Source organism: Amycolatopsis sp. NPDC049252 (assembly GCF_043197175.1).
Classification (GTDB): domain Bacteria; phylum Actinomycetota; class Actinomycetes; order Mycobacteriales; family Pseudonocardiaceae; genus Amycolatopsis.
The window spans coordinates 82,235-107,636 of the sequence record NZ_JBICSQ010000025.1; the positions used below are offsets into that span (position 1 = coordinate 82,235).

Below are 25,402 nucleotides of genomic sequence, written 5' to 3' on the forward strand. Positions count from 1 at the left end.
GACGCAGGATATGCTGCGTCCAATGAAAGCTTCGCCGAGCTTGCTGCCCCTGCTGCGTTCGCGCATGCAGGGTGAGCTGCTCGCGCTCGTTCTCCTGCACCCGGACCGCGAGTACAGCCTCACCGAGCTCGCCGAGGCTACTGGTGTCACGGCCACCGCCGTGCTGCGGGAGGTCGAGCGGCTGACCGGTGGGGGCATTCTCGAAGACCGGCGCGTGGGCCGGAGCCGGCTGGTCAAAGCCCGCACGGACACCCCGCTCTACCAGCCGTTGAGCGATCTCATGGCGGTCACCTTCGGGCCGATGCCGCTGCTCGCCGAGGCCCTGTCCGGGCTGGCGGGCGTGCGCGAGGCCTACATCTACGGCTCGTGGGCCGCGCGCTACAACGGCGAACCCGGGCCACCCCCCGGCGACGTCGACGTCCTCGTGGTCGGCTCGCCGGATCCGGACGCGCTCTTCGACTCGGCCGAACGGGTTTCCCGGCGGCTGGGGCGCGAGGTCAACGTCCACCGGGTGTCGCCCGAGTCGTGGGCCGCGAGCACCACCGATCCGTTCCTCACCAGCGTGCGCGAGCGTCCACTGGTGAAACTCAGCCAGGAGGCTCGATGACCCGGTGGAACCAAGGCCGCGAACGGATCGACGCGTTCATCGCGCGCGGCGCCATCGAGCACGTCCCGGCGTCGCGGGAGGCCGCCGAGGCCGAGCTCGTCCGGGCCCGGACGCACCTCGCTTCGGCGCGGCAGCTGCAGGAGACGGATCCGGAAGGCGCTTACACGCTGGCCTACGACAGCGCACGGCGTGCCCTGGCCGCCGTGCTGCAGAACCAGGGCCTGCGGGTGACGAGCCGGGGCGGGCACGTCACCGTCTACGAAGCGGTTCTCGCTCAGCTGGATCCGCCGCTGGGGCCGGTTTTGCGGCCCTTCAACCGGATGCGGGCCCGGCGCAACGAAGTCGCCTACCGGTCGTCGGAGGCGCCCGCGGTGACCGTGGAGGACGTGACCTCCGACGTCGTGAAGGTCGAGGCCCTCATCGAGGTCGCCGAAAAGGCGATCCCGAACATGTCACGCTATTGACCGCCGAACGCCGGGCGCTCACTCCGCGCGAGAGAGCGGTCTTGGACCTGTTGCTGGGCAAGGACTTTCCCGGCGCGGCGGAGCTTCGCATCCAGGCGCACACGGCCCGGGTGACCGGCCGCTGTGCCTGCGGGTGTCCCACGATCGACCTGGCGGTGGACGAAACAGCACCCGTCGCCGGCATCGAGGACCGGGTCGCGGTGGAGGTCGACGTCGCGGACGGCGGGCTCATCGTGTTCGCCGACGAAGGGCGCCTGTCCGGGCTCGAATACTGGAGCGTGGGCGACGAGACCCCGGCCGAGTTCCCGCCGCCCGAGGACATCCGGGTAGTGACGGCACCACGTGAGGGACCCGGCGTTCTGCCACCCTCGGAGTCGTGAGCGTCTACGTCATCTCCGAGGTCGAAATCCTCGACGAAGTGCACGGACAGCGGTACCGCGAACTCGCCCAGGAATCGATCGCCCGGTACGACGGGCGCTACGTCGTCCGGGGCGCGGCGCCCGCGGTCCTCGAAGGCACTTTCGACGAACGCCAGCGTGTGGTCGTCGTCGAGTTCCCCGACCGGAAGACCGCCGAACGCTGGTACGCCTCCGCCGAGTACGCCGAGGCACTGGAGCTCAGTAAGACCGCGCTGCGGCGGCGGTTGCTGCTCGTCGACGGCGTGGCCTAACGTCGGCTTGGTGGAGCCGCTGACCGCTGATCTCTTCGCGCCGCAATGCCCGTCCGCCGAAACGCCGTTCCGGATCGGGGACAAGTGGGGCGGGATGGTGGTCATCTGCCTGAAGGACGGGCCACGCCGCTTCTCCGAGCTGCGGGTGCCGCTTCGAAACGTCAGTCCGAAGGTGCTCACCGAGACGCTGCGGTCCCTGGAGCGCGACGGGATGATCACCCGCAAGTCCTACGACGAGAACCCGCCGCGCGTCGAGTACGCGCTGACCGACCTGGGCCGGACGCTGTTCGAGCCCATGGAACGCTGCCGCGAATGGGCCGAGGAGTACCTGCCGAGCCTGCTCGAAGCCCGGCAGGCCTACGACCGGGCGGACTAGCCGAGGAGGCCCATCAGCGCGATCGCGATCAGGACGACCGCGGGCGCGAGGGCGTTGATCCAGGCGCGCTGGGTGGCGGTCAGGGCGGCGGTGGCGGGGGTGCTGTTCATGGCGATTTCCCTACGGGCGGGCCGATGCTTCCGCGGGTTCAGCGCGTTGACCATGCCGAGTGTTAACAGCTGTGACGAAGCTCACCCGATCATGCTGCTGACCAGCGGAAACGGCACTCAGCCGTCCGAGTGACGGTGGCTGCGGACGGTGAACCAGAGCACCCCGCCGGCCGCCGCCACCATCGTCGCGAATGCCACTGTGCCGACCACGATCGCCTGCGTCATTTCTGCCTCTCGAGTCCGAAGTCCTTTACCGAGAGACGCCGAACGCGGGCTTTCGTGCACTCAGAGTAGCCGGGATCACAGTCCGTCGAGGGTCTCGTTGATCTGCTTGGCCAGCGCGAAGTCCTTCTCCGTCAGGCCACCGGCCGAATGCGTGCTGAGGTGGAAGGTCAGCGTGCGCCAGCGGATGTCGATGTCCGGGTGGTGGTCGGCGGCCTCGGCCAGCACCGCGACGCGGTCCACCACCTCGATCGCCTTCGGGAAGCTCGGGAGCTCCACCTCGCGCCGGATGACCTTGCCCGTGCGGACCCAGCCGTGGAGCAGGGCCCGGTCGGCTTCGTCGTCGCTCAAGATTTCCGTCATGCCTCCATCGTCCAACGTCCTGGACTACGCTGCACGGTTGCCACGGGAGTCCGGTGAGCCGGGCTGAGAGGCGGGGTGACCCGCGACCGTTAGCACCTGATCCCGGATCATGCCGGCGAAGGGAGGGCTTTCCCTCCTCGTCCGGCGAAGTGCAGGAGGGTAGATGAAACGCAGTGCTGTTCGCGCCGCGACGGCCATCACCGTCGTCGGCGTCGTCACAGCGGCGTGCTCGCTGTCGGACGGTTCCGGTGACGCGAAGCAGACGCCCACCGTCACCCTCGTGACGCACGACTCCTTCCTGGCGCCGCAGGAGGTGCTCGACGCCTTCCAGCAGCAGTCGGGCATCAAGATCTCCGTGCTCAAGCAGGGCGACGCCGGTTCGCTGACCAACAAGCTCGTGCTGACCAAGGCGAACCCGGTCGGCGACGTCGCGTACGGCGTCGACTCGACCTTCGCCTCGCGTGCGCTCGCCGAGGGCGTCTTCGAGCCCTACACCAGCCCGGAGGCCGACCGCGGGCCGCAGCGCTACGCCGTCGACCCGGAGCACCGGCTGTCCGCGGTCGACGTCGGTGACGTCTGCGTCAACGTCGACACGAACTACTTCACCGCCAAGGGGATCCCGGCGCCGGAGTCGTACGACGACCTGGCCGACCCGAAGTACAAGGACCTGCTGGTCGCCGAGGACCCGGCGACGGCGTCACCCGGGCTCGCTTTCCTGCTCGGCACGGTGGCCAAGTACGGCGAAGCCGGCTGGAAGGACTACTGGACTAAGCTGAAGGCCAACGGGCTCAAGGTGGTCAGCGGCTGGGAAGAGGCCTACACGAAGGACTTCTCGGGCTCGTCCGGCAAGGGGCCGCGGCCGATCGTCGTGTCGTACGCGTCGTCGCCGGCCGCCGAGGTCGGTGACGACGGGAAGCCACGGACGAAGGCGCTGCTCGACACCTGCTACCGACAGGTCGAGTACGCCGGGGTGCTGGCCGGCGGCAAGCAGGAGGAGAACGCGCGCAAGGTCGTCGACTTCCTGCTCTCGCAGCAGTTCCAGGCGACCGTGGCGGCCAACATGTACGTCTACCCGACGCGCCAGGGGGTCGACCTGCCGGCGGGCTGGGCGCAGGTCGCGCCGCTGCCGCAGAAACCGCAGGCGCTGACCCCGGACCAGGTGCAGGCCGGGCGTGAGAAGTGGATCGGCGAATGGCGCACGCTCGTGCAGTGACATCCGGGCCTCCGCCCCGGTCCGGGGGCTCCGCCACCCGGAGCCCCCGAAAAGCAGCAGTCGTAACCCCACCTCGGACGGCTCGCGGCCTCGGCCTGGCATTGCTCGGCGTGGCGCCGATCGGTTTCCTGGTGGTGTTCTTCGCCTGGCCGGTGCTGGCGATCATCGGCCGCGGGTTCGCCGCGGGCGGGCTCGACATCGTGCTGGGCGAGGCGCAGACGTGGCAGCTGGCCGCCTTCACGGTGGCCACCGCGGCCGGCTCGACGGTCGTCGCGGTGCTGGCCGGGCTGCCGGTGGCGTTCCTGCTGGCGCGGGTGAAATTGCCGGGCGTCGGCCTGGTCCGGACGCTCGTGCTGGTGCCGTTCGTGCTGCCGACCGTCGTGGTCGGGCTGGCGTTCCGCGCGCTGTGGCCGGACGGCGGGGTGCTGCCGATCGTGCTGGCCAACGCGTTCTTCAACGTCGCCGTCGTCGCGCGGACCGTCGCCGGGCTGTGGGCCCGGCTGGACTCGCGGACCACCGACGCCGCGCGGGCGCTGGGCGCGTCGCCGTGGCGGGCCTTCCGGTCGGTGACGCTGCCCGCGCTGGCGCCCGCGATCGCGTCCGCCGCGGCCGTGGTGTTCCTGTTCTGCGCCACCAGTTTCGGTGTCGTCCTGATCCTCGGCGGCGCGCGCTACCGGACGCTCGAGACCGAGATCTACCTGCGCACGGTCGACCTGCTCGACCTCTCCGGCGCGTCGGCGCTTTCGCTGATCCAGTTCGCGGCCGTCGTCGCGGCGCTGGTCGTCGGCGGGCTGGCGCGGCGGCGCAAGGAAGGCGCCAGGATCGGTTCCGGTGCCGCACGACGTCCTCGTGGCGGCGAGTGGTGGGTCGTCGGCGCGGCGGGTGTCGTGCTGGTCCTGCTGCTGACGCCGATCGTCGCCCTGCTCGCCGAATCGGTGTCCACTTCGGACGGCTGGAGCCTCGCGGGATACCGGGCGCTCTCGGGTACCGGGGAGAAGGGCGCGCTGCAGGTGTCCGGCTGGGACGCCGCGCTGAACTCGCTGAAGGTGGCGATCGACGCGACGCTGCTCGCACTGCTGGTCGCCGTGCTCGCGTCCGTGGTACTGGTGGCGTTGCGGCGGTCGCCCGCGCGGGCCGCGCGCGGGCTCGGGGAGACGCTGGACGCCGCGCTGATGCTGCCGCTCGGGGTGTCCGCGGTGACCGTCGGGTTCGGGTACCTGGTGACGCTCGACGCGCTGCCCGGCGACCTGCGGACGTCGCCCTACCTGGTGCCGCTGGCGCAGGCGCTGGTGATCATCCCGCTGATCGTGCGGATGGTGCTGCCGGTGCTGCGCTCGGTCGACGTCCGGCTGCGCCAGGCCGCGTCGACGCTCGGCGCGAGCCCGCTGCGCGTCTGGCGCGAGATCGACCTGCCGCTGGCGCTGCGCCCGCTGGTCGCGGCCGCGGGGTTCGGGTTCGTCGTGGCGCTCGGCGAGTTCGGCGCGACGAGCTTCCTGGCCCGGCCGACGGCGCCGACGCTGCCGGTCGCGATCGCGTCGCTGATGGGGCGCCCGGGAGAGCTGAACAACCAGATGGCGTACGCCGCGTGCGCGTTGCTGATGCTCGTGACGGTGCTGGCGGTCGCGCTGATCGACCGGCTCGGGGCCGCGCGCGGCCGGGTGGGAGAGTTCTGATGGCGTTGTCGGTGCGGGACCTGACCGTCCACTATGGATCGTTCGCGGCGGTGCGCGATGTCCGGCTGGACATCGCCGACGGCGAGGTGCTGGCCCTGCTCGGCCCGTCCGGTTCCGGGAAGTCGACGCTGCTGCGCGCGATCACCGGCCTGGAGGCGTCGGCGCGCGGCACGGTGAGCTGGGACGGCGAGGACCTCGGCGCGGTGCCGGTGCACCGGCGCGGGTTCGGGCTGGTGTTCCAGGACGGCCAGCTGTTCGGCCACCGCGACGTCGCCGCGAACATCGCGTTCGGCCTGCGGATGCACGGCGTGCCACGCGCCGCGTGGGCACCGCGCGTCGCCGAACTGCTGGAGCTGGTCGGCCTGTCCGGCTTCGAGCGCCGGCGGGTGACGGAGCTGTCGGGTGGGCAGGCGCAGCGGGTGGCGCTGGCCCGCGCGCTCGCGCCGGAGCCGCGGCTGCTGCTGCTCGACGAGCCACTGTCCGGTTTGGACGCCGGGCTGCGCGAGCAGCTGGCGATGGATCTGGCGGACCTGTTGCGGCGCAGCAAGATCACGGCGCTGCTGGTGACGCACGACCAGGAGGAGGCGTTCACCCTGGCCGACCGGGTCGCGGTGCTCGACGCCGGCGAAGTCCGCCAGGAGGGCGCGGTCCGGCGGGTGTGGCGCAATCCCGTGGACGACGACGTGGCGCGTTTTCTCGGGGTGACCGGTTTCGCCGACGGGGCCGCGACGGGCGGCGTGGTCCGGACGTCACTGGGGGATGTCGCGGTGCCGGACGTCGAGGACGGTCCGGTGCGGCTGGGGCTGCGCCCGCACGCGCTGCGGGTGGCCGCTTCCGGTGTCACGGGCGAAGTGGTGGCGGCGGTGCACCGGCGTGAGCACGTCCGGCTGGTGGTCCGGCTGGTGGTCCGGCTGGCGGAGTCCACTGTGGACGCGGTAGCCCCGGCGGCGGCTGACTTCCGGGCGGGGGACGCGGTGACGTTGGAGCTGGACCCGGATGGTGTGGCTTTGGTGGGCTAGGAGCCGTAGTCCGGAAACTGCGAGAAGAAACGGCAGCCGGCCCACTGGTCGTAGAGGACCTCGGTCTCGAGTTCGTCCTTGAACAGCGCGAGCAAGAACTCCGGAGCAGTGCCCGGGTGGTGTCCCCAGCCGTCGCCGTGGTTGTCGCAGTACAGGACACCCTTGGTGCTGGGCAGAGAACTCCAGAAGTAGGTGTGCTGGTCGCCGTGTCCCCAGGCGACGAGACCGCCTTCTTCGGGATGGAAGGGGTGGGGAAAGCAAGAGTGGTCGATCTGCCGTGCGTGCCTGAAGGTCTCACTCTTGCTCTTGGCGGTGCCGAGGAACATTTCCAGCGACCGTTCGCTTTGAACGGGGTTGTAGAAGTGGATCCAGCCGCCGAACGAACCGGTCGGGAAGTGGCGGGACAACTCCTTGATACCGCTGGGCACGTCAGTTGCCAGCCGGCCTTCGACCTGCTCCCACGTCAGCTGCGGCGCCGGTTCCGTTCGCCAGTCGAGAAACCGGGCGAGCCGGGCGGCGGCAGCTTGGTCCGAAGCCATCCCGCTCCTCGTTTCGTGCTGGTTGCCCGGGCCAGGCTACCGACCTGGTCCGGGAAACCAGCCGACCAGGGTCAGCCGTCGCGGGTGGACAACCGCGCGTAGGCCAGCGAGAGCCCGATCACGATGTAACAAGCCGCTCGCAGCGCCCCTTCGCCCAGCATCTGCGTGCCCATCGGGTCCTGCAGCACCTCCGCCGGGGCCATGGACCAATTCTGCGTCAGCAGGAACGGGTGCAGCCAGTCGAGCGACGTCAGGAACCCGAGGATGGTGAACACGATGTCCGCCGCCAGGACGGACGCCACCACCAGCATCGGGTGCTCGGTCCAGCTGGAGAGCGCCAGCGCCACCGCGCCGACCGCCCACAGCTGCAGGACCACCCAGGCCGCCACCAGCAGGATCCGCGCCAGTGCGCCGCCCAGGGACAACGTCGTGCCCGACAGCGTGAACAGGGAGTCCGTGCCGTTGATGATCAGGCCGGTCACCACGCCCGTGAAGCACATCGCCAGCACCGAAACCACCGACACCGTCGCGACGCCGAACGCCTTGACCGCGAGCAGCCGGCCGCGGCCGACCGGCGCGATCAGCCAGCCGCGCAACGTGCCGTGGGACGTCTCGCCCGCGATCGCGTCCGCGCCCGCCATGGCCGAGGCCAGCGGGAGCAGCAGGGTCAGCGTCATCACGATCGCCGCGATCGGCAACACGAAGGCGTTGTTCACCGCGGACGCCAGCAGCGCGCCGCCGCCGTCGTCCGGGCCGCCGCCCGCCTGCGCGTTGTCGCTGACCAGCGTCAGGCCGATGCCGATCACCACCGGAATCAACGCCAGCAGGCCCAGCACCGCCAGGGTGCGCGGACGGCGGAAGATCCAGCGCAGCTCCGCGGCCAGCAGCCGGGGCAGCGGCACCGAGTCGTGGCCCGTGCGGACCGCGGGTGCGTCGAGGACGGCGGTCATGGCGATCCCTCCTCGGAAACAGAAGACTCGGTCAGCCGGGCGAACAGGTCTTCCAGCCCGGTGCGGGCCCGCGTCGCCTCGTGGACCGCGACCCCCGCGCCCACCAGGACCTGCAGCACCCGCGGTGCTTCCGTCGCCGTGAGGTCGGCACGGATCCCGTCCGGCGTCAGCCGCGCGCCGATCCGGTTCTCCCGCAGCACTTCCACGGCCTGCTCGGCGTCCGGCGTGCGGACCAGCAGGGCCGCGTTCCCGGACTCCAGCAGCTCCGCCAGCTCGCCCTGCGCGACGACGTTGCCGGCCTGCAGCACGGCCACGTGCGTGCAGGTCGCCTCCACCTCGGCCAGCAGGTGCGACGACACCAGCACGGTGACGCCCTCGGCGTGCAGCTCGGCCACGATCCTGCGGATCTCCCTGGTACCAGCAGGGTCGAGGCCGTTGGTCGGCTCGTCGAGCACGACCAACTTCCGCGGCACGAGCAACGCCGAAGCGAGCCCGAGCCGTTGCTTCATGCCGAGCGAGTACCCCTTGTACCGCCGTCGCGCGGCGACCGTCAGCCCGACGCGCTCGAGCGCGGAGTCCACCGCGAGGGGGATCCCCGACGACGCCAGCCGCGGTTCGGCGGCGGCGAACCGCAGGAGGTTGTCCCGGCCGGAGAGGAACGGGTGGAAACCCGGCCCCTCGACCAGCGCGCCGACGTCCGGCAGCGCGTGCGCGGCCGACTCGGGCATCTTGCGGCCGAGCAGCTCGACCTCACCCTCGGTCGGGCGCACCAGGCCCAGCAGCATCCGGATGGTGGTCGTCTTGCCCGAGCCGTTCGGCCCGAGCATCCCGACGACCGCGCCCTCAGGAATGTCGAGGTCGACGTGGTCCACCGCGACCGTGCCGCGGTAGACCTTGCGCAGCCCCCTGGTGCGCGCGGCCAGGGGAACCGCCGGGGCGGACGCCTCCGTGGAGACGTCCGCCCCGGACTCGACAGTCGTACTGGTCACTTCTGACCCAGCGCTTCGTACAGAACCTGCTCCGGCACCGCACCGGCGGCGAAGCGGCCGTCGTCGGTCAGCACCGCGCTGCCCACCTTCGTCGTGATGAGGTGGCCGCTGCCCCAGGCGCCGCTGACCTTCTTGGTGAACCGGTCGAGCAGGGCCTGCGGGTCGGTGGTGCGGCCCTGGCGGTCACCCTGCTGCTTCGGCGCCGCGTTCAGCGCGTCGGCCGGGACCTTGCCGGTGACGACGGTGTCCCAGCCGTCGCCGACGACCTTGGTGTCCTGCTTGGCCTGGTCGGCGAGGTTCTTGTCCTTCTGGTCGACCGTCGGCGTCTTCTCCTGCACCTTCGCGCCCTTCGGCGGGGTGAAGGCGAAGAGGTCGGCCGGCTGCTGGGTGAACTGGATGTCGGTGAACGCGACCTCGAGGGCCGGCGTCGACGTCCCGTTGCTCAGCACCGAAACCCGCAGCGGCATCCGCGTCTGCGAGTCGACGGCCACGCGGATCTCGCGCAGCAGCGTGCGCTCGGTCGGCTTCGGCGTCAGGACCAGCTCGTAGGCCGGGCGGTCGGCGACCGTCGCGGTGCCGTCGACCGACACCGTGCTGCTCTCGCGGACCTTCGCCAGCAGCTCGGTGGTCGTCGCGACCGGGTCGGGCGTCTTCTCGCTGCCCGCGCCCTTCTGCTTGGCCACGTCCGCCGGGATGGTCACCTTGGTCGCGGTGTTGGTCTTGGAGCTGTAATCCCAGACGGTCGTCCCGTCGTGGACCACGGTCTCCTGGCCCGCGCCCTGGGTGACGGCCAGCCGGCTCTTGCCGGCGCCGTCGGTGAAGATGTGCGCCGAGTCGATGTTCAGCGCGGACGCCCCCGGGATCGCGTTCCCCACCGCCGGCAGGCCGAGGTCGTTGCTGACCTTCAGCGTGCCGTCGAACGCGCCCGGCTTCGCCTTCATGACCGACTGGACCAGGTCCTCGGCGCTCACCTGCGGCAAGGCCGGCTTGTCGTCGGCGCTGGCCGGCATCGCGATGAACGCGAGCCCGCCGGCACCGAGAGCGGTGCCCACGACCGCCGCGGTGATGCCCTTCGTCTTCGGTTTCATGCGTCTCTCCCTGTGTTCCCGAACCCGAGTGTGCTCGGTTCCCGGCTCCGACGCTTCCCTCTCGAGGCTGAGATACCCCTGAAGGTTCTCCCCCGAACGCTGAGATCGTGCTGAGAGATCCCGCGGGACCTGGGCAAACCCGCCATGATGAGCATCGTGAAACCTCGGGTTCTGGTGGTCGACGACGAGCTGGGCGTGCGGAAGGCCCTGCAACGCGGGCTGCGCGCGGAGGGCATGGACGTGGTCACCGCCGCGGACGGCCCCACCGGGCTCCAGCTGGCGAGCACCGGCTCGTTCGACGTCGTGCTGCTCGACATCATGCTGCCCGGCTTGTCCGGTTACCGCGTGCTGGAGCGGCTGCGCAAGGACGGCGTCACCACGCCGGTGCTGCTCGTCTCGGCCAAGGACGGCGAGGTCGACCAGGCCGACGGCCTCGACCTCGGCGCCGACGGCTACCTCGTCAAGCCGTTCTCCTTCGTCGTGCTGGTCGCGCAGGTCCGCGCGACGCTGCGCCGCGCCGGGCCGGAGGCCAGCCGCGGCACCTTGCGGCTCGGCGCGCTGGAGGTCGACCGCGGGCTGCGCCAGGTGCACTGGAACGGCGAGGAGGTCGGCCTGAGCCCCCGCGAGTTCGCGCTGCTCGAGGTGCTCGTCGGCCGCGCCGGCACGGTCGTCACGAAGGACGAGCTGCTGCGCGCGGTCTGGGGTGAGGAGCAGGCCGTGACGCGCAACCTCGTCGAGGTGTACGTCGGGTACGTGCGGCGCAAGCTCGACGCCGTCGGCGCCGGCGCGCTGCTGCGGACCGTGCGCGGGCACGGCTACCTGGCCTCCGACGCGCAGCTCGACGAGGTCATCACCCCGTGATCGGCTGGTGGCGCGGGCGGTCCCTGCAGGCCCGGATCACCGTGCTGGCCGCGACGATCACCCTCGCCTGCCTGCTCGGGCTCGCCGCGCTGGCCGCGGCGCGGCTGTCGCCGTTGCTCATCGAGTCGGTCGACCGCGAGCTGACGAGCGCACTCGGCCCGGCGAGTGCCGAGGTGAGCGCGGGACGTCCGCTGCCGGGCTCCGCGCCGGTGACGGTCCGGGTGCTCGACATCTCGGGCGCGCCGGTCGACGGCGGCACGCCGACCGGGCTGGACCCCGCGGAGGTGGGGCTGCTCAAGGCGGGACAGCCGGTCCAGCAGGACGGCGCCCGTTATCTCGGCGCCGTCGTCAGCACGCCGGACGGGACGCAGCGGCTGGTCGTCGCGGGCGCCGGCCTGGTCGGGTTCGCCGCCGCCGTGCACTACGGCGGGGTGTGGCTGGTGGTCGTCGCGTCGGTCGGCGCGCTGGTCGCGGGCCTGGCGACGTGGCTGGTGGTGCGCCTGGCGCTGCGGCCGGTGGCGCGGATGCGGGGCACGGTGCGGGTGCTGCCGCCGGGCGCGCGGCTGCCGTTGCCGGACTCGCACGACGAGCTGCGCGCGCTGGCGGACGAGTTCAACGCGCTGCTGGAGCGGCAGGAACAGGCGAGCGAACGGCTCCGGCGGTTCACCGGCGACGCCGCCCACGAGCTGCGTTCGCCGGTCGCCTCGATCCGGGTGCAGGCCGAGGTCGCCGTCACCAACCCCGATCCGGAGCTGGCCCAGGAGACCCTCGGCGACATCCTGACCGAGGCCGAGCGGCTCTCGTCGCTGCTGGACGGCCTGTTGTCGCTGGCCCGCTCGGACGCGGGGGAGGTGCCGCCCGCGGAGCCGGTCGAGCTGGTCAGCGAGGTCCGCGCGGCGGTCGGCCGGCTTCCGGCGGGAGCGCCGGAGACGCGGGTGAGCAACGCGGTCGCGCAGGCCTGGGCGTGGGCGCAGCACGGCGAGGTCGAGCTGGTGCTGGACAACCTGCTGCGCAACGCCTGCCGCTACGCGCGCGGGGAGATCGTGGTCTCGGTGCTGGCGTCCCGCTCGTCGGTGCGTGTCGTGGTCGACGACGACGGCCCTGGCATCGCGCCCGAGCATCGGGAGAAGGTGTTCGACCGCTTCTACCGGGTGTCGGACGACCGGGCCCGGATCACCGGGGGAACGGGACTGGGGCTGGCGATGGTGGCGGAGACGGTCCGCCGTCGCGGCGGCCGGGTCCAGGTGGGCGAGTCGCCGGACGGCGGGGCTCGCTTTCAGGTCACCTGGCGTGCGGCGCCGGTCTCGTGAGGGTTTGGCCGGGTTCTGACCCGGCCGAACACGCACGACCGGCGGAAGGCGTGTCCGGAGGGTCGGCACGGCGCGGCCCCGTACGGGCTTCCGGGTAGATTCCGGGGCTGTGAACGGTGTGATCGTGGGTGCCGCCCTGGTGCGCGACGGGAAGCTGCTGGCCCAGCAGCGGGCCTGGCCACCGGGGCACGCGGGGCAGTGGGAGCTGCCCGGCGGGCGCGTCGAAGACGGTGAGTCCGACGCCTTCGCCCTGGCTCGCGAGTGCAGCGAGGAGCTGGACGTCGTGATCGAGGTCGGCGAACGGGTCGGGCAGGAGATCCCGCTGCCCGGGGACAAGGTCCTGCGGATCTACGCGGCGTCGCTGGTCTCACCGGGGGACGAGCCGCGGGCGGTGGAGCACCTGGCCGTGCGGTGGCTCGGGCCCGACGACCTCGACGACGTCGACTGGCTGCCCGCCGACCGCATCCTCCTGCCGGCCTTCCGCCAGCTGCTCTCCTGAAAAGTCCGTGAATGTCGCATTGAGGGACTTCAAGTCCCTCAATGCGACATTCACGGCTCTTCAATTCGCGCCGATCATCCGCAACGCCGCCGAGAGCCGGTGGGAGCCGCGTTCGGCGGCGCGGGCCGCGCCCGCCTTGCGGATCCGGTCCAGCTCCGCGACGTCTTCGAGCAGCGTCGACGCGCGTTCGCGCAGTGGCCGCAGCTCCTCGATGACGGCGTCGGCGACGGCGTCCTTCACCTGGCCGTACGACGAGAACTCCTCGGCCAGGTCCGCCGGCGAACCGCCCCGGCACGCGGCGAGGATCTCCAGCAGGTTCGCCATGCCCGGCCGGGTGTCCGGCGCGTGCACCGGCACCGAGCCGCCGTCGGTGACCGCGCGGCGGATCTTGCGGCGGATCTGGTCGGGCTCGTCGAACACGAACACCACGCCGGCCTCGTCGCGCGTCGACTTCGACATCTTGCGCGTCGGGTCGGTGAGGTCCTTCACCCGCGCCCCGGCGGGCGGGAGCACGGCCTCGGGGACGGTGAACACGTCGCCGTAGGTGCCGTTGAAGCGCTTGGCCAGCGTCCGGGCCAGCTCGACGTGCTGGCGCTGGTCCTCGCCGACCGGCACCTCGTCCGCGCCCTGCAGCAGGATGTCCGCGGCCATCAGGACCGGGTAGGTCAGCAGCGACAGCCGCACCCCGGCCTGGCCCTTGGACTTCTCCTTGAACTGGATCATCCTGGCCGCCTCACCGTAGTTGCAGGTGCACTCCAGGACCCAGGTCAGCGCGCCGAGCTCGCGGGCGAGATCGGACTGGACGAACACCCGCTCGGGGTCGATGCCGGCGGCGATGAGGACGGCGAGCTGCTCACCCGCCAAAGATCGGAGTTTGGCGGGGTTGTGCGACGTCGTCATGCCGTGCAGGTCGGCGACGAAGTAGAGGTCCTCCGGCCCGCCCTCGGCGGCCCAGCGGCGCACGGCCCCGAGGTGGTTGCCGAGGTGGACGTGACCGGACGGGGTGATCCCGGACAGCTTGCTCATCGTGGGTCCTTTCGACGGGGACCACCCCGGCGAAGGCACGAAAAAGGCCGCCCGTCCGGGGCGGCCGCTGCTGGTTTCAGCGCAGGGTCAGTGGGCCGCCGGGGGCGGCCACCACTGGGACGTCTGCGCATGCACACGGCGACTATAACCGAGCGGGACTACCGTCGTAACCATGTTCGCCGTAGTGCTGACCTACACCGCCCCGATCGAAGAGGTCGACCTGGCGCTGCCGGACCACGTCGAGTGGCTGGACCGGCAGTACGAGCGCGGTCTCTTCCTCGCGTCCGGGGCGCGGAAGCCGCGCGTCGGCGGCGTGATCATCACGCGCCCGATGTCGCAGGGGAAGCTGGACGCCATCCTGGCGAGCGACCCCTTCGCGGTGCGGAAGCTCGCGAAGTACGAGGTCATCGAGTTCTCGCCGACCAAGACGGCGCCGGAGCTACGGGACCTCAACGAGGCCATCCCGCATTAGGCGGCCAGGTCGAGCTTCGCCTTCTTCAGCGCCAGCACCGGGCACTTCTTGCAGCGCGGCTTGGACCGGCAGCACTTCTTCTTGACCTTGCCGGCCTTCATCAGCTTGCGCACGACCTTGCGGGGGTCGTCCGGCGGCTTCTTGCCCACGCGCATGCTCCTCGGATCGGCGACGCTGACCGGTTCTCCAGGTTAGGAGAGCCTAACCGTTTGTGGGGCGTGGGGCTGCTCACAATGGGGGTGCAGGTATCCTGGGTGAGGTCCGCGTGTGACCAGAGCCGGTCACGGGATGCCGAACGGGCTTACGCGGCCACCCACACCTTTGAAGTTCAGGAGTCTTCGCGTGCCCGCAGTAAGCGCTACCGTCGAAACCGGCCGGCCGACCGGTAAGACCCGGCCCGACCTGCGCAACGTCGCGATCGTCGCCCACGTCGACCACGGCAAGACCACGCTGGTCGACGCCATGCTCCGCCAGTCCGGCGCCTTCGCCGAGCGTGCCGAGCTCGTCGACCGGGTGATGGACTCCGGTGAGCTCGAGCGGGAAAAGGGCATCACGATCCTGGCCAAGAACACCTCGATCCACCGCCAGACGCCCGAGGGCTCGGTGACGATCAACGTCATCGACACCCCCGGCCACGCCGACTTCGGCGGTGAGGTCGAGCGCGGCCTGGCGATGGTCGACGGTGTCGTCCTGCTGGTGGACGCCAGCGAGGGCCCGCTCCCGCAGACCCGCTTCGTGCTCCGCAAGACCCTCGAGGCCAAGCTGCCGGTGATCCTGCTGGTCAACAAGGTCGACCGGCCGGACGCCCGGATCGCCGAGGTCGTCGAGGAGACCCACGACCTGCTGCTGGACCTGGCCGGCGACATCGAGGACGCCGACCTCGACGCGATCCTCGACCTCCCGGTCGTCTACGCCTCCGCGCGCGCCGGCAAGGCGAGCCTGGCGCAGCCGGAGGACGGCGGCCTGCCCGACAGCGAGAACCTCGACCCGCTGTTCGACACCCTGCTCCGCCACGTCCCGCCGCCCGCGGCCGACCTGGACGCGCCGCTGCAGGCCCTGGTCACGAACCTCGACGCGTCGAACTTCCTCGGCCGCATCGCGCTCATCCGCATCCACGCCGGCCGGCTCCGCAAGGGCCAGACCGTGGCCTGGATGCGCGAAGACGGCACCGTGCAGAACGTCCGGATCTCCGAGCTGCTGGTCACCGAGGCGCTCACCCGCGTCCCGGCGACCGAGGCCAGCGCGGGCGAGCTGGTCGCCATCGCCGGCATCCCGGAGATCACCATCGGCGACACCCTCGCCGACTCCGAGAACCCGGTGGCGCTGCCCCGGATCACCGTCGACGAGCCCGCCATCTCGATGACCATCGGCGTCAACACCTCGCCGCTGGCCGGGCGCAACGGCGGCGACAAGGTCACCGCGCGGCTGGTCAAGGCCCGCCTCGACGTCGAGCTGATCGGCAACGTCTCGATCCGCGTGCTGCCGACCGAGCGCCCCGACACCTGGGAGGTCCAGGGCCGTGGCGAGCTGGCGCTGGCCATCCTCGTCGAGCAGATGCGGCGAGAGGGCTTCGAGCTGACCGTCGGCAAGCCGCAGGTGGTGCTCCGCACGATCGACGGCAAGCTGCACGAGCCGTTCGAGCGCCTGTACATCGACTCGCCGGAGGAGCACCTCGGCGCGATCACGCAGCTCCTCGCGTCCCGCAAGGGCCGCATGGAGGACATGAGCGGCAACGGCACCGGCCGGATCAAGCTGGTCTACGTGCTCCCGTCGCGCGGCCTGATCAGCTTCCGCACCGACTTCCTCACCGAGACCCGCGGCACCGGCATCGCGAACCACGTGTTCGAGGGCTACTTCCCGTGGGCGGGCGAGATCCGCACCCGCCACAGCGGCTCGCTGGTCGCCGACCGGACCGGCCCGGTCACCGCGTACGCGATGATCCAGCTGGCCGACCGCGGCACGTTCTTCGTCGAGCCGGGCGCCGACGTCTACGAGGGCATGGTCGTGGGCGAGAACCCGCGCTTCGAGGACCTCGACATCAACATCACCAAGGAGAAGAAGCTGACGAACATGCGTCAGTCCTCCGCCGACGTGATGGAGACGCTGGCCCGCCCGCGCAAGATGGGCCTGGAAGAGGCCCTGGAGTTCTGCTCGGTCGACGAGTGCGTCGAGGTGGCCCCGGAGGTCGTCCGCGTCCGCAAGGTCACGCTGGACATCAACACCCGGGCCAAGGAGCGCTCGCGCGCCAAGAGCCGCGACAACGCCTGATCCGAATCCGAAAAGGGCCTCCCGGTGACCGCCGGGAGGCCCTTTTTCGATTGCGCCCGTGACCCTGTGTCCGATATACCGGGGCCCAGCGTCACCGAAACGACCGAGCTTCTCCTTATATCTTTATAGGCGACCCGCCTGGTGTTCACCTCCGCCCGGCGCCGTCCCGTGTCCGGCCCGTGTTCGTTCCGCCGTTCCGGAACGGTCCGGGAACCCGGACGGCGGTCCGCGCGTCCTTTTCCATAGCGCCACCAAGGGGCGCCGGACCCGGCCGATCCGGGTATGGGAATCTCGGTTCCGGCGGCGGAGGGGGCCATGGGAGCATGGCTCACCCGATCGGTGAGAATCCGGAAGGAACAGGGCGTGCGGGTGAATCGCAAGGTGGGGCCGGTACTGGCACTCGCGGCCGTACTGCTCGCCGCCTGCTCGAACACCCCGCCACCCCCGGTCGTGTCGTCGTCGGTGGCGCCGGCCTCGACCACCGGCAAGACGCCGTCGCAGATCGTCGTCGGCGTCGACGACGTGCTCGGCGGGTACAACCCGCACAACCTCGCGGATTCCTCGCAGGTGACCTCGGCGCTCTCGCAGCTGCTGCTGCCCTCGGTGTTCCGCCAGAAGGACGACGGCAGCACCCAGCTCGACAAGAACCTCATGAAGTCCGCGCAGGTGATCTCGCAGCAGCCGTTCGTCGTCGCCTACGAGATCCGGCCGGACGCCTCCTGGTCCGACGGCGCGCCGATCGCCGCCGAGGACTTCGACTACCTGCGCACGCAGCTGCGCGACCAGCCCGGCGTGATCGGCCCGGCCGGCTACCGGCAGATCACCGACCTGCAGTCCCGTGAGGGCGGCAAGCGCGTCGAGGTCACCTTCGCCAAGCCCTACCCCGGCTGGCAGACGCTGTTCTCGGACCTGCTGCCCGCCCACCTGCTCAAGGACGCCCCCGACGGCTGGCGCGGCGCGCTGGCCTCGAACTTCCCGGCCATCGCCGGCCCGTTCTCGATCAAGAGCCTCGACACCGCCCGCGGCGAGGTGATCCTCGAGCGCAACGAGCGCTACTGGGAGAAGCCGGCCGCGGTCGACCGGATCGTGCTGCGCCGGTCGGACCAGAGCACCCTGCTGGCCGCGCTGCGCAGCGGCAACGACCAGTTCGCGCTGGCCCGGACCACCGGCGACGAGCTCAAGCTGCTCGGCGAGCTCGGCTCGGCCGTCCAGCTGCACACCGTGGCCCGGCCGCTGGTCGCCGACGTGCTGCTGCGCCCGGTCAGCGCCACGCTGCAGGACGCGCAGGTCCGCGCCGGGATCGCCGCGCTGGTCGACCGGACCAAGCTGATCACCGAGGGCGTCAACGGCGGCCCGTCGGCGACGCTGCACGCCGACGCCCAGGTCAAGGCCCCGTCGGTCGCCGGGTACACCGCGACCATCCCGCCCGGCCCGCCGACCGCGCCCGACGTCGCGAAGGCCGAGGAGTCGCTGAAGGCGGCCGGGTACACCAAGACCGCGGGCACCTGGCGCAAGAACGGCAAGGCGCTTTCGCTGGTCATCGCCTCGCCCGCCACCCAGGAGCCGTACGCGTCGATCGCCAAGGAGCTCACCGGCGAGCTGGTCGCGCAGGGCATCGAGGTCAACGCGATCACGCCGCCGCCGCGGGACCTGTTCAGCGGCCTGCTCGCCATGCCGGTCGCCGGTGGCGTGCAGCAGCCGGCCGGCGACTCGGCCGGCAACGTCGGTGTCGACATCGCGGTGGTGCCGCAGGCGGTCGGCGGCGACACGGCGTCGGTGCTCGCGTCGACCTTCGGCTGCCGCCCCGAGCAGACGGCGGTGGGCGCGGACAAGAACAAACCGGTTGTTCCGGGCAATTCGGCGGGGTTCTGCGACCCGGCGCTGCAGCCCTCGATCGACGCCGCGCTCTCCGGCGCGACCCCCATCGCCGAAGCCCTGACCACCCTTGAGCCTGAACTTTGGCGTCAGAACGTGGTGATTCCGTTGTTCCAGATGGCTGACACACTGGCGATTGGTTCGGGCATCTCGGGCGTCACGCCGGGTCCCCCCATGGTGGGCCCGTTCGGGTCCGCCGTGAACTGGACTCGCGGCCCGAAGTAATCACTCGGCTACGCATTCAGTACTACCGAGTGATCTTTACCGACGCCTTCGGGTGGGGGGCATTGATTCCATGAGGTAACCGTCGTATTTCTGGATGTCCACTGGAAGTCACCCTTTGGTCACGATCGACCCTGAACTGGTGACTGTCGGTGCTTTTCCTTTCTAGCGTGCTCCCGCAGTGCGCCAGTTGAGTGTCGCTTGGCGTGTCGTAGGCTCCGGCCCATCCAAACCGGAGCGGTGTGGGCCCTTGTCCCGATATTCAAGGGTTCAGTGCTAGGAGGGCACACTTCATGAGGAGATCCAAAGCTGTCTCCGCCTTGTCGCTCGTCGCCGGCGCTTCACTGCTGCTGAGCGCCTGCAGCGGCGGCGATTCGGGTTCGGGCAACACCGACCAGAACGGATCGTCCACCGACGTCAAGGCGATGGCTGTCGGCAAGGCCGAAACCGCTGACCAGTTCAAGCTCGCGGACACCCCGGGGTACGACGGCACGGTCACTGTTGGTATCGATGACGGTTACTCTGGGTATAACAACCAGACGACCGACACCAACACGTCGTACAACAACTACGTCCTGACGTCCGTGCTCTCCGGCGTCTTCAAGCTCGACGGCAACAACAAGCAGCTGCTGAACAGCGACGTGTTCGAGTCGGCGGAGGTCACCTCCAAGGACCCGCAGATCGTCACGTACAAGTTCAAGCCGAACCAGAAGTGGTCCGACGGCCAGGCCTTCGACTGCAAGGACCTGTACCTGGCGTGGCTGTCGCAGAGCGGCCTGGCCAAGGGCCCGGACGGCAAGACCCCGTTCAACGCGGCGTCGACCACCGGGTACTCCAGCATCAAGACGGCCACCTGCAAGGACGCCCTCACCTTCGAGGCGGACTTCGACCAGCCGTACCTGGACTACAAGGGCCTGTTCAACAGCGCGGCGATCATGCCGGCGCACGTCCTCGAGGCCAAGACCGGCATCGCGGACATCACCAAGCTGGCCCCGACCGGCGACCCGGCGCAGCTCAAGAAGGCCGGTGACTTCTGGACGAACGAGTGGAAGGGCTTCAAGGCGGACATCATGCCGTCGTCGGGCCCGTACAAGATCACCGCGTTCGACGCCAACCAGAAGGCCGTCACGCTGGAGAAGAACCCGAACTGGTCGGGCGGCAAGGGTGGCCCGTCGAAGATCGTCATCCGGGCGATGGAAGACACCAAGGCCATGGCGACCGCGCTGCAGAACGGCGAGATCGACGTCGCGGCGTCGACCCAGCCGGACGCCACCGCGGCCCAGACCCTGAAGGGCCTCGCGGCCCAGGGCGTGACCTACGGTTCCGCTCCGCAGCTCACCTTCGAGCACCTCGACCTGAACTACGCGCGCATGTTCTCCGACAAGGACCTGCGCAAGGCGTTCTTCGAGTCGGTCAACCGCAAGGAGATCACCGACAAGCTGCTCAAGGAGGTCCAGGCCGACGCTTCGCCGCTGAACTCGATCGAGTTCTTCCAGGGTGAAGAGGGTTACCAGGACCAGTACAGCAGCAAGGCGGGCCTGGGCGCCGACGCGGCGGCCAAGACCCTGACCGACGCCGGCTGGGTCAAGGGCGGCGACGGCATCTTCGCGAAGAACGGCAAGCGGGCCTCGTTCAAGATCACGCACAACCAGAACGCGCGGCGCAGCCAGACCGTCGAGATCATCATCTCGCAGGCGAAGCAGGCCGGCATCGAGGTCAAGGACGAGACCGACGCCAACTTCCTGAAGGGTGGCCGCCTGGCCGCCAGTGACTACGACGTCGCGCTGTTCGGCTGGTCCTCCTCGCCGAGCAAGTCGGAGTCCCGGTCGATCTACGTCTGCAAGGCCAACGGTGGTGAGCAGAACTACCAGGGTCTCTGCGACCAGAACATCGACAAGAACTACGACATCGCGGTGAAGGCGACCGACGAGGCTGTCAAGCTCAAGGCCTACCAGGACGTCGACAAGGCGATCGCGGACCAGTACGCGACGCTGCCGCTGTTCCAGACGCCGAGCATGTGGGCGTTCAAGGGAATCGACCGCGTGTACATGCAGTCGTACGACGGTGCCCTGTGGAACGCCGGCGAGTGGGAGCAGAAGAAGTAGGGCTCTGCCCGCCTCTTCTTTCCCCTCGCTCCAGATGACCTGGGGGTACCGGGGCCCGGCCACGAGCCGGGCCCCGGTACCCACCGGAAGTAGCTGTTGACCGTAGGGTGACCCCCACTACGGTAGACAACCGGGTAGCGGTCCAGCGCACTTCTGAAGACCAGGCCCGGATGAGGAGCAGTTCGTTGAACCTGGTGATCTACATCCTTCGCCGTCTGGCGATATCGATTCCCGTCCTGCTGGTCGGGACTTTCTTGTGTTTCGTCATGGTCGCCGGCACGGGCGACCCGCTGGGCGAGCTGAAGAGCAACCCGCTGATCAGCAAGGAAGCACTGGCCGCCACGGCCTCCAAGCTCGGTCTGGACCAGGGCATCGTGCCCCGCTACTTCGACTGGCTCGGGCACTTCCTCACCGGTGACTGGGGGATCTCGATCGCCCAGGGCAACGCCCTCGCGCCGGTCGCCCCCAAGGTGATGGCCGCGTTCGGCGTCACGCTCAAGCTGGTCGTCGGCGCCGAGGTCCTCGCGCTGATCATCGGCATCATCGTCGGTGTCCTGGCCGCCGTGAAGCAGTACTCGATCATCGACTACATCGCGACCACCCTCGCCTTCCTGCTGTTCTCGATGCCGATCTTCTGCGTCGCGATCGTGTTGAAGCGCTACGCGATCGAGATCAACGGCTGGGTGCGCGACCTCGGACTGACCGACATCCTCGGCAACCCCTGGCTGCGCACGACCAGCCCGGAGCAGCTGAAGACCGACGGAGTCGGCGACTTCATCGCGAGCACGATCGGTGCGTACCTGTTGCCGACGCTCTCGATCATGGCGATCAGCTTCGCCGCGTACAGCCGGTTCCAGCGCGCGTCGATGCTCGAGGTCATGAACGCCGACTACGTGCGCACCGCGCGCGCCAAGGGCCTGCCGAACGGCCGGGTGATCTTCCGGCACGCGTTCCGCAACGCGCTCATCCCCGTGACGACGCTGTTCTCGGTGAACTTCGGGTCGGTCCTCGCCGGCGCGATCATCACGGAAACGGTGTTCAACTGGCACGGTATGGGCACATTGCTGGTCGAAGCCGTCGGCAAGAACGACACTCAGGTGATGATGGGCTGGCTCGTGGTGATCGCCAGCAGCGTGATCGTTGCCAACCTGATCGCCGACATGATGTACGGCATCCTGGACCCGAGGATTCGCGTTGGCTGACTTGAACTCTCTTCTCGCGAGCGAAACCAAGACGGCCGACGGCACGCTGCCGCCGGAGGCCCTGCCGGAGCCGCGGAGCCAGGGCAAGCTGGTCCTGCGCAAGTTCCTGCACCACAAGCTGGCGATGGCGTCGTCCGCGGTGCTCATCCTGATCGTGCTGCTCAGCATCGTGCTGCCGCTCGTCTGGAAGCACAACTACGAGGACAGCTCCTTCCCGTCCTTCGCCAAGCCGAGCGGGGACTTCCCGCTGGGCACGACGCAGGTCGGCAAGGACATGGTGTCGCAGGTCCTGCGCGGCACGCAGTACTCGCTGCTCATCGCGCTCACGGTGTCGATCCTGGCCACCGTCATCGGCGTGGTGTTCGGCGCGGTCGCCGGTTACCTGCGCGGGTTCTCCGACTCGGCGATCTCGCGCGTGACGGACCTGTTCCTGATCATCCCGCAGATCGCCGCGGCGGCCATCCTCGCCAAGGTGTTCGGCGGTGGTTCCTGGTACATCGTCGCGCTGGTGCTGGCGGCGTTCGGCTGGATGCAGATCGCCCGGATCACCCGGGCCGAGGCCATGTCGCTGTCCCAGCGTGAGTTCGTGGACGCGGCCCGCGCCTCCGGTGCCGGCACGTTCCGGATCATCTTCAAGCACCTGGTGCCGAACATGGTCGGCAGCATCACGGTCAACGCGACCCTCGCGGTCGCGCAGGCCGTGCTGGCGGAAGCCGCGCTGTCGTTCATCGGCCTCGGCGTGCAGCTGCCGGACACCTCGCTCGGCCGCGTCATCCTGGAGAACTACGCCCAGCTGCAGACGCGGCCGGCGCTGTTCTTCGGGCCGTTCGTCGTGCTCGTGCTGATTTCACTGACGATCAACTTCATCGGTGACGGTCTTCGCGACGCCTTCGACCCGCGCCAGCGGAGGATGAAGGCCTGAAGGCCCGAACGAGCGACGCGGGGGTGACCGGATCGGTCACCCCCGCGTTCGCGTTCAGGGTCCGGCCGATTCGTCCCGGGTGCCGCCGAGCTGGGCGCGCAGGACGTACTCGGCCAGCGGGGTCTGGCGGTACAGGACGCTGCGGCCCGACCGCCGGCTGGTCACCAGGCCGGCGTCGCGCAGGACCGCGAGGTGCTCGCTGACCGAAGCCGGGCTCTGCCCGAGCTCGCGGGCGATCCGGGTCGTGGACATCGGCACGTCGGTGCGGCGCAGGATGGCCGCCCGGGTCCGGCCGAGCAGCGTGGCCAGCGGCTCGGCGGTCTTCGGCGCCAGGGCGTCGGCCCCTTCCCACACCCGGGCGATGCCGCGCGCGGCGTAGGTCAGCCCGAAGCAGCCCGTCTCCCCGTCCTCGAGGATCAGGCCCGGCCAGGTGAACACCGACGGGGTGAGGATCATCTCCGACGCCTCGTACACGGCGTCGGCGAAGTGCGGCTTGTCGATGCGCAGGAGGTTGCCCTCGACGCTGATCTCCGGATGAAGGTCCCGCAACAGCGCGAAGAACCCGTGGTCGACCAGCGCGGCCATCCGCCGGCTCACGTCGTCCTCGAGCACCGCGCACATGCGGGGCCAGTGCGGCCGGATCACCGCGTCCCAGTAGTCCCAGAGGGCCTCGGCCAGCCGGGCCGTCGCCCGCGCGCCGGACGCGATCAGGTCGGCCACCTGCCGGGGCGGGGTCCGGCCGGACCAGACTTCGCGCAAGTCGCGCTCCAGCTCGTCGGCGGTGACGGCGGTCAGCGCGGAAAGCTGATCCTCCAGCGACGGCTGGGGGATCCGCCCACGAGGCACCAGGCACGAGGCGATGTAGCGCCCGGGCGGGACCACGGCCAGCAACAGCGCCAGGTCGACGCCGTCCAGCCGGGTCCGGGCCTCCCGCAGCCAGGGCGTGTGCACGTGGGCGGGATGGGGCAGGCCCAGCAACCGCAGGCTCGACGTCGCCTCGGCCAGCGGTGAGAAGCAGAACCGCGTCCGCCCGAGCACGTCCGGACTCAGCACAAAAGTGATCACAGGCCCTCGACCCGCCGTTGGATGGGGGAATCGTCCTCCCCGGGCGAAGGGTGACGCAACCGCGTTCGAGGATTCGGCGGCTGCCGAAACGTTGGCCCGGACGTGACGGAGCCGGATGCTGTTCGCGGGCCTGACGGTGGTGGGGGTTACGGATGAATCTCGTGCTCTACGTGCTCCGCAGGCTGGTCATCTCGGTCCCGGTCCTGCTCGTCGGCACGTTCCTCTGCTTCGTCATGGTCTCCAACACGGGCGACCCGCTCGGCGAGCTGCGCGGCAAGCCCGGCATCAGCGCCCAGGCGATCGCCGACAGCGAGCACAGGCTGGGGCTCGACCAGGGTGTGTTCGCCCGGTACTTCACGTGGCTCGGCCACTTCCTGACCGGTGACTGGGGCATCTCGATCGCCCAGGGCAACGCGCTCGCCCCGGTGCAGCCGAAGGTGCTGGCGGCCTTCAAGGTGACGCTCGAACTCGTGCTGGCGGCTTCGGTGCTGGCGCTGGTCTTCGGGGTGCTGGTCGGGGTGCTCGCCGCCGTCAAGCAGTACTCGCTCTGGGACTACCTCGCCACGACGGTGGCGTTCCTGATGTTCTCGATGCCGATCTTCTGCGTCGCCATCGTGCTCAAGGGCTACGCGATCCGCGCCAACGGCTGGGTGCGCGACCTGGGCCTCGCGGACGTCCTCGGCGACCCGTGGCTGCGCACGACGAGCCCAGAGAGCCTCTCGGCCACCGGTGTCGGTGACGCGCTCGCCAAGTACGTCGGCGCGTTCCTGCTGCCGACCCTGTCCATCATGGCCATCACGTTCGCCGCCTACAGCCGGTTCCAGCGCGCGTCGATGCTGGAGGTGCTGGACGCCGACTACGTGCGCACAGCGCGCGCCAAGGGCGTCACGAACACGCGCGTGATCTGGCGGCACGCGTTCCGCAACGCGCTGATCCCGGTGATGACGCTGTTCTCGGTCAACTTCGGCGCCACGGTGACGGGCGCGATCATCACGGAGACGGTCTTCAACTGGCACGGCATGGGCACGCTGCTGGTGGAGGCGGTCGGCAAGAACGACCCGCAGGTGCTGATGGGCTGGCTGGTGGTGATCGCGGCGAGCGTCGTGGTGGCGAACCTGGTGGCCGACCTGATGTACGGGATCCTCGACCCCCGCATCCGCGTGGGCTGACGAGGCTCAGGCCACCGGGCTTGGCCTGAACGCGCGGAAGGGCGCCCCCCCCGCCCGGGGGGGGCCGTCCGCGCGGCGCACGGAGCGGCAGTCGGCGACCCGCGCCCCCCCGCCCCCATACCC

Annotated in this window: 26 protein-coding genes and 1 riboswitch; of the genes, 18 read left to right on the top strand and 8 right to left on the bottom strand. The window is 70.1% G+C overall.

The features are described 5' to 3' along the window. Positions 1–22: 22 nt before the first annotated feature. The 5 genes from ACGFMK_RS25465 to ACGFMK_RS25485 are packed head-to-tail and all read left to right on the top strand — an operon-like array spanning position 23 to position 2,117. Positions 23–607, top strand: a complete 585-nt coding sequence (locus ACGFMK_RS25465) for an ArsR family transcriptional regulator (protein WP_392767879.1) — start codon at positions 23–25, stop codon at positions 605–607. After that, positions 604–1,071 carry a hypothetical protein gene (locus ACGFMK_RS25470; RefSeq protein ID WP_323323365.1) on the top strand — a complete coding sequence of 156 codons (468 nt, stop codon included), beginning with the start codon at positions 604–606 and terminating at the stop codon, positions 1,069–1,071. The genes ACGFMK_RS25465 and ACGFMK_RS25470 overlap by 4 nt, the downstream gene beginning before the upstream one ends. A 41-nt stretch (positions 1,072–1,112) precedes the next feature. Beyond that, positions 1,113–1,451: a hypothetical protein gene (locus ACGFMK_RS25475; protein ID WP_392767882.1), complete on the top strand. Its 339-nt coding sequence runs from the start codon at positions 1,113–1,115 to the stop codon at positions 1,449–1,451. Then, a complete protein-coding gene (locus ACGFMK_RS25480) occupies positions 1,448–1,741 on the top strand; it encodes a DUF1330 domain-containing protein (RefSeq protein WP_392767885.1) in 294 nt (97 codons plus the stop codon). The genes ACGFMK_RS25475 and ACGFMK_RS25480 overlap by 4 nt, the downstream gene beginning before the upstream one ends. A gap of 7 nt (positions 1,742–1,748) precedes the next feature. Further along, positions 1,749–2,117: a winged helix-turn-helix transcriptional regulator gene (locus ACGFMK_RS25485; protein ID WP_392767888.1), complete on the top strand. Its 369-nt coding sequence runs from the start codon at positions 1,749–1,751 to the stop codon at positions 2,115–2,117. 410 nt (positions 2,118–2,527) lie between these two features. Here ACGFMK_RS25485 and ACGFMK_RS25490 read toward each other — a convergent pair whose 3' ends face one another. After that, positions 2,528–2,812 (bottom strand): 4a-hydroxytetrahydrobiopterin dehydratase, encoded by a 285-nt coding sequence (locus ACGFMK_RS25490; RefSeq protein ID WP_323323360.1) that lies wholly within the window; start codon positions 2,810–2,812, stop codon positions 2,528–2,530. A gap of 32 nt (positions 2,813–2,844) precedes the next feature. Beyond that, positions 2,845–2,954, top strand: a riboswitch (TPP riboswitch). 21 nt (positions 2,955–2,975) lie between these two features. Between ACGFMK_RS25490 and ACGFMK_RS25495 the strand changes: the two genes are divergently transcribed. From ACGFMK_RS25495 to ACGFMK_RS25505, 3 genes are all read left to right on the top strand, one after another. After that, the gene (locus tag ACGFMK_RS25495; protein ID WP_392767891.1) at positions 2,976–4,025 is read left to right on the top strand and encodes a thiamine ABC transporter substrate binding subunit; all 1,050 of its coding nucleotides are present in this window, start codon (positions 2,976–2,978) and stop codon (positions 4,023–4,025) included. Positions 4,026–4,135: 110 nt separating this feature from the next. Beyond that, entirely contained in the window at positions 4,136–5,698 is a 1,563-nt protein-coding gene (locus tag ACGFMK_RS25500; RefSeq protein WP_392767894.1) for an ABC transporter permease, read from the top strand. Continuing rightward, positions 5,698–6,717 (top strand): ABC transporter ATP-binding protein, encoded by a 1,020-nt coding sequence (locus ACGFMK_RS25505; protein WP_392767897.1) that lies wholly within the window; start codon positions 5,698–5,700, stop codon positions 6,715–6,717. The genes ACGFMK_RS25500 and ACGFMK_RS25505 overlap by 1 nt, the downstream gene beginning before the upstream one ends. Here the strand turns inward: ACGFMK_RS25505 and ACGFMK_RS25510 are convergent. The 4 genes from ACGFMK_RS25510 to ACGFMK_RS25525 form a co-directional block, all read right to left on the bottom strand. Then, a complete protein-coding gene (locus ACGFMK_RS25510) occupies positions 6,714–7,256 on the bottom strand; it encodes a hypothetical protein (protein ID WP_392767900.1) in 543 nt (180 codons plus the stop codon). The two genes, ACGFMK_RS25505 and ACGFMK_RS25510, sit on opposite strands and share 4 nt — an antisense overlap. 71 nt (positions 7,257–7,327) lie before the next feature. Next, positions 7,328–8,206, bottom strand: a complete 879-nt coding sequence (locus tag ACGFMK_RS25515; RefSeq protein ID WP_392767903.1) for an ABC transporter permease — start codon at positions 8,204–8,206, stop codon at positions 7,328–7,330. Further along, complete coding sequence (locus ACGFMK_RS25520; protein ID WP_392767906.1) at positions 8,203–9,195, bottom strand: ABC transporter ATP-binding protein; 993 nt, start codon at positions 9,193–9,195, stop codon at positions 8,203–8,205. The genes ACGFMK_RS25515 and ACGFMK_RS25520 overlap by 4 nt, the downstream gene beginning before the upstream one ends. After that, entirely contained in the window at positions 9,192–10,283 is a 1,092-nt protein-coding gene (locus ACGFMK_RS25525; protein WP_392767909.1) for an outer membrane lipoprotein carrier protein LolA, read from the bottom strand. Before ACGFMK_RS25525 ends, ACGFMK_RS25520 begins: the two co-directional genes overlap by 4 nt. 144 nt (positions 10,284–10,427) lie before the next feature. Here ACGFMK_RS25525 and ACGFMK_RS25530 point away from each other — a divergent pair, with 144 nt between their 5' ends. The 3 genes from ACGFMK_RS25530 (at position 10,428) to ACGFMK_RS25540 (ending at position 12,953) form a co-directional block, all read left to right on the top strand. After that, positions 10,428–11,144, top strand: coding sequence for a response regulator transcription factor (locus ACGFMK_RS25530; protein WP_392767912.1), 717 nt, complete (start codon positions 10,428–10,430; stop codon positions 11,142–11,144). Then, positions 11,141–12,454, top strand: coding sequence for a sensor histidine kinase (locus ACGFMK_RS25535; RefSeq protein ID WP_392767915.1), 1,314 nt, complete (start codon positions 11,141–11,143; stop codon positions 12,452–12,454). Before ACGFMK_RS25530 ends, ACGFMK_RS25535 begins: the two co-directional genes overlap by 4 nt. A gap of 109 nt (positions 12,455–12,563) precedes the next feature. Then, entirely contained in the window at positions 12,564–12,953 is a 390-nt protein-coding gene (locus ACGFMK_RS25540) for a (deoxy)nucleoside triphosphate pyrophosphohydrolase (RefSeq protein ID WP_392767918.1), read from the top strand. A 60-nt stretch (positions 12,954–13,013) separates the two neighbouring features. On the opposite strand, the gene trpS is transcribed toward ACGFMK_RS25540, so the two are convergent. After that, positions 13,014–13,979 (bottom strand): tryptophan--tRNA ligase, encoded by a 966-nt coding sequence (gene trpS, locus ACGFMK_RS25545; RefSeq protein ID WP_392767921.1) that lies wholly within the window; start codon positions 13,977–13,979, stop codon positions 13,014–13,016. A gap of 172 nt (positions 13,980–14,151) precedes the next feature. Here trpS and ACGFMK_RS25550 point away from each other — a divergent pair, with 172 nt between their 5' ends. Beyond that, complete coding sequence (locus ACGFMK_RS25550; RefSeq protein WP_392767924.1) at positions 14,152–14,451, top strand: YciI family protein; 300 nt, start codon at positions 14,152–14,154, stop codon at positions 14,449–14,451. On the opposite strand, the gene ACGFMK_RS25555 is transcribed toward ACGFMK_RS25550, so the two are convergent. After that, a complete protein-coding gene (locus tag ACGFMK_RS25555; RefSeq protein WP_247057556.1) occupies positions 14,448–14,600 on the bottom strand; it encodes a hypothetical protein in 153 nt (50 codons plus the stop codon). The two genes, ACGFMK_RS25550 and ACGFMK_RS25555, sit on opposite strands and share 4 nt — an antisense overlap. A gap of 193 nt (positions 14,601–14,793) precedes the next feature. Here ACGFMK_RS25555 and typA point away from each other — a divergent pair, with 193 nt between their 5' ends. From typA to ACGFMK_RS25580, 5 genes are all read left to right on the top strand, one after another. Further along, positions 14,794–16,719: a translational GTPase TypA gene (typA, locus tag ACGFMK_RS25560; RefSeq protein WP_392767927.1), complete on the top strand. Its 1,926-nt coding sequence runs from the start codon at positions 14,794–14,796 to the stop codon at positions 16,717–16,719. Between the two features lie 363 nt (positions 16,720–17,082). Then, complete coding sequence (locus ACGFMK_RS25565) at positions 17,083–18,819, top strand: ABC transporter family substrate-binding protein (protein ID WP_392767929.1); 1,737 nt, start codon at positions 17,083–17,085, stop codon at positions 18,817–18,819. Positions 18,820–19,109: 290 nt separating this feature from the next. Next, positions 19,110–20,921 carry an ABC transporter family substrate-binding protein gene (locus ACGFMK_RS25570; RefSeq protein ID WP_392767932.1) on the top strand — a complete coding sequence of 604 codons (1,812 nt, stop codon included), beginning with the start codon at positions 19,110–19,112 and terminating at the stop codon, positions 20,919–20,921. Between the two features lie 185 nt (positions 20,922–21,106). Then, positions 21,107–22,123, top strand: coding sequence for an ABC transporter permease (locus ACGFMK_RS25575; RefSeq protein WP_392767935.1), 1,017 nt, complete (start codon positions 21,107–21,109; stop codon positions 22,121–22,123). Further along, the gene (locus ACGFMK_RS25580; RefSeq protein ID WP_392767937.1) at positions 22,116–23,045 is read left to right on the top strand and encodes an ABC transporter permease; all 930 of its coding nucleotides are present in this window, start codon (positions 22,116–22,118) and stop codon (positions 23,043–23,045) included. Before ACGFMK_RS25575 ends, ACGFMK_RS25580 begins: the two co-directional genes overlap by 8 nt. A 54-nt stretch (positions 23,046–23,099) precedes the next feature. On the opposite strand, the gene ACGFMK_RS25585 is transcribed toward ACGFMK_RS25580, so the two are convergent. Next, the gene (locus ACGFMK_RS25585) at positions 23,100–24,098 is read right to left on the bottom strand and encodes a helix-turn-helix domain-containing protein (protein WP_392767940.1); all 999 of its coding nucleotides are present in this window, start codon (positions 24,096–24,098) and stop codon (positions 23,100–23,102) included. A gap of 164 nt (positions 24,099–24,262) precedes the next feature. On the opposite strand from ACGFMK_RS25585, the gene ACGFMK_RS25590 reads away from it, so the two are divergent. Beyond that, complete coding sequence (locus tag ACGFMK_RS25590) at positions 24,263–25,279, top strand: ABC transporter permease (protein ID WP_392767943.1); 1,017 nt, start codon at positions 24,263–24,265, stop codon at positions 25,277–25,279. Positions 25,280–25,402: the final 123 nt, after the last annotated feature.

Coding starts and splice junctions, on each gene's coding strand:
- ACGFMK_RS25510 (WP_392767900.1), bottom strand. CDS start 7,256: ATGGCTTCGGACCAAGCTGCCGCCGCCCGGCTCGCCCGGTTTCTCGAC.
- ACGFMK_RS25490 (WP_323323360.1), bottom strand. CDS start 2,812: ATGACGGAAATCTTGAGCGACGACGAAGCCGACCGGGCCCTGCTCCAC.
- ACGFMK_RS25530 (WP_392767912.1), top strand. CDS start 10,428: ATGATGAGCATCGTGAAACCTCGGGTTCTGGTGGTCGACGACGAGCTG.
- ACGFMK_RS25550 (WP_392767924.1), top strand. CDS start 14,152: ATGTTCGCCGTAGTGCTGACCTACACCGCCCCGATCGAAGAGGTCGAC.
- ACGFMK_RS25470 (WP_323323365.1), top strand. CDS start 604: ATGACCCGGTGGAACCAAGGCCGCGAACGGATCGACGCGTTCATCGCG.
- ACGFMK_RS25570 (WP_392767932.1), top strand. CDS start 19,110: ATGAGGAGATCCAAAGCTGTCTCCGCCTTGTCGCTCGTCGCCGGCGCT.
- trpS (WP_392767921.1), bottom strand. CDS start 13,979: ATGAGCAAGCTGTCCGGGATCACCCCGTCCGGTCACGTCCACCTCGGC.
- ACGFMK_RS25525 (WP_392767909.1), bottom strand. CDS start 10,283: ATGAAACCGAAGACGAAGGGCATCACCGCGGCGGTCGTGGGCACCGCT.
- ACGFMK_RS25495 (WP_392767891.1), top strand. CDS start 2,976: ATGAAACGCAGTGCTGTTCGCGCCGCGACGGCCATCACCGTCGTCGGC.
- ACGFMK_RS25505 (WP_392767897.1), top strand. CDS start 5,698: ATGGCGTTGTCGGTGCGGGACCTGACCGTCCACTATGGATCGTTCGCG.
- ACGFMK_RS25515 (WP_392767903.1), bottom strand. CDS start 8,206: ATGACCGCCGTCCTCGACGCACCCGCGGTCCGCACGGGCCACGACTCG.
- ACGFMK_RS25465 (WP_392767879.1), top strand. CDS start 23: ATGAAAGCTTCGCCGAGCTTGCTGCCCCTGCTGCGTTCGCGCATGCAG.
- ACGFMK_RS25590 (WP_392767943.1), top strand. CDS start 24,263: ATGAATCTCGTGCTCTACGTGCTCCGCAGGCTGGTCATCTCGGTCCCG.